Source organism: Peribacillus sp. (assembly GCF_059453735.1).
The window spans coordinates 1-2,523 of sequence record NZ_JAZVJO010000328.1; the positions used below are offsets into that span (position 1 = coordinate 1).

Genomic DNA, 2,523 nt, shown 5'->3' on the forward strand with positions numbered 1-2,523 from the left:
GTTCTGCACAGATTTACACTTCATCTGCACAGTAATCCGTCGGCTTTGCACACTTATTCCAGTTTTTTGCACACTATCAGCGCAACAACTAGTTCAGCATGTTTGATGAAAATGAGTATCTTGCTTTTAATTCTTTGATCCTAATTAATGACCTAACAACCCCGGCTTACCTTGCCTTCACTGTACTCCAGAATTCTTTTGCACAGTAAATAGCTGGATATGCACACTTTTTGATTAGTTCTGCACAGATTTACACTTCATCTGCACAGTAATCCGTCGGCTTTGCACACTTATTCTGGTTTTTTGCACACTATCAGCGCAGCAACTCGTTCGGCATGTTTAAGCTCTCATAACTCTTCACACAAAAAAAGATTGTAGAGAAAAAGGTACTTTTTCTCTACAATCTTTTTTACTCTCTATTTTGCGGGGTATGGTTCATTCTGTAGAAGTCTTCCATTTTTAAATGGCTCATATCGATTGGGAGTCCGCTGCGCAGGCGATTATCGACATTGATGGTACTGTGGTAATTATTGTTGTTAGCTACGATATGCAGAGTTCTATTTCCGATTATTGTTTGCACTTCGTTTCTAACATTTTCTGTGACTTGTTCTGCTTGGGTGTAATCATCCAGACTGAGCGCGAGAAAGATTCCATTACTCGTACTTACAGCACGGGAATCCACTACATGCCTGACTTTATTCGCCTTTTGTCTAATTTTTTCAACGAGTCTGCCATCATAGGCTGTGTAATACATGGACCTAGCTTTTATTGGTTCCCCATCATGCTTGTGATAATTTCGATCGTTCCTGCTGTAGTCGTTATCGTGATAAAACATCCCTCGTTGATCTGTTGATTGATCCCCTAATCTCGACATCGGTGCATCATGACTAATTTTCCGCACCAAGTTATCTTTCTCTGTCGAATGATACCCCGACTCAACTGTATTGGTGTTTTCGTTTTCCCCAGCCTGATTATCACTCGCTGAACACCCAGTCAAGGTTACTGCAAACACTGTAATCGGTAGTAAGATTTTTCTCCGCATCAACAAACCCCCTTCGCTTAGAGGCAGGATTCGCACCTGCCTTTATAGCATCTTAAGTAAAGGGGGTTTTTACTCTGACAGTTCGCACCATTTTAGGAAAGCAGCTTCACGATGCTTCGATTAAATTTCATACGCTTCGGATAATTTTCTACTGTCAATTTCCAAACAGAATGCAGCCGTTTAGAATGATGGTATCCCTCTTCTTTCACGATTCGGTTCCACTCTCGAAAAATATCTGCAGGATAAATCAACGCATATAAGAACGCACGATTATGACGGTATTTCTTTAATTCCGGATAACTCCAAAGCGTTTCTTCGGGATTATTCAAGTGAGGTAGAATCCGATTGGCATATTGTAAAAAATCGATAATCGGCGGTGCTTCACTAATTAAATCGAAATCAATTAAGGTCAGTTCTCCGTTCTGCTTCCGTAAAAAATTATGATGGGCACAGTCACCATGAATGACCACACTATTTTCGCTGTATAACAAACGTTCGTATGCCTGCAGCCCTGACAGTGACCATTCTGCCCACCGAATCCAACTGTCTAAAATTGATTCCTCTACATATTCACGAATAACGGACAGATTTTCTTTAAATAAGAGCAGACGCTCATGCCACTTTATATGCTGATCAAACAAAGGAATGCCGCTTTTCAAATTTGGCAGTGCATGGGCTGATGACCGATGAAATTGATCAAGTACCTCCAAACCGTTTTGACGATTTTTATCATTGCGGTAATTAAAGGACGTCTTCGCGGGTGGTAAATACTCAATTCCTGCGTATACCTTGTTTTCGTAATCAAATGGCCGTTCATCTGCTAACATCCGATACGTACTGTTAAACCCATTTTTTTTAATAACCGACGTTAAAATTTCTTGGCTCTCCCATTTTCGGTAATTAGAAAAGCCTTTAATAATCAAAAATTTATTTTCGCTGCGAATTAGATGAACATCCCCATTTACGTGCTGAATCTTTTCTGGCCGGAACCCGCTGTTTTTTAAATAAGAAAAGAGACGAGTGTAGAAAACACTGTCCCCTCGTTGGTTAGTAGCCATCGCTTTCATCGGCGTAGGTTGGATAGCCAGAATGCAGCGGCGCTTGAACACTTGGCATTTGCTGATCAAAATTCCGTCCTCCATAAGGCAGCTCACCAAATGGAATTCCGCCTCCAAGGCCTTGATCGCCATTCATCATCTGTTGCTGACCATACGGAATTCTTTGTTGCCCCCCAAATGGTTGGCCATACGGACCCCGCGGCCCACCGAACGATTGGTCATATGGATTCCTCTGCTGGCCTCCAAATGGTTGCTGGCCATATGGATTTCCTTGCTGACCTCCGAATGGTTGTTGGCCATATGGATTTCCTTGTTGGCCTCCGAATGGTTGCTGGCCATATGGATTTCCTTGTTGGCCTCCGAATGGTTGCTGGCCATATGGATTTCCTTGTTGGCCTCCGAATGGTTGCTGGCCATATGGAT

2 protein-coding genes and 1 pseudogene are annotated in these 2,523 nt (G+C 42.3%); all 3 read right to left on the reverse strand.

Annotated elements, in window-relative coordinates:
• Positions 1–409: 409 nt before the first annotated feature.
• Entirely contained in the window at positions 410–1,042 is a 633-nt protein-coding gene (locus AC52RT_RS10350; protein ID WP_495540672.1) for a YhcN/YlaJ family sporulation lipoprotein, read from the reverse strand.
• Between the two features lie 92 nt (positions 1,043–1,134).
• On the reverse strand, positions 1,135–2,100 hold the full coding sequence (locus AC52RT_RS10355) for a phosphotransferase (RefSeq protein WP_495540673.1): 966 nt from the start codon (positions 2,098–2,100) through the stop codon (positions 1,135–1,137).
• Positions 2,090–2,523 (reverse strand): annotated as a pseudogene (locus AC52RT_RS10360) (hypothetical protein); the annotation flags it as partial. The gene AC52RT_RS10355 and the pseudogene AC52RT_RS10360, both read right to left, overlap by 11 nt.

Bases quoted from the DNA above. Each gene is read 5' to 3' on its own strand.
- AC52RT_RS10350 (WP_495540672.1), bottom strand. From the start codon at position 1,042: ATGCGGAGAAAAATCTTACTACCGATTACAGTGTTTGCAGTAACCTTG.
- AC52RT_RS10355 (WP_495540673.1), bottom strand. From the start codon at position 2,100: ATGGCTACTAACCAACGAGGGGACAGTGTTTTCTACACTCGTCTCTTT.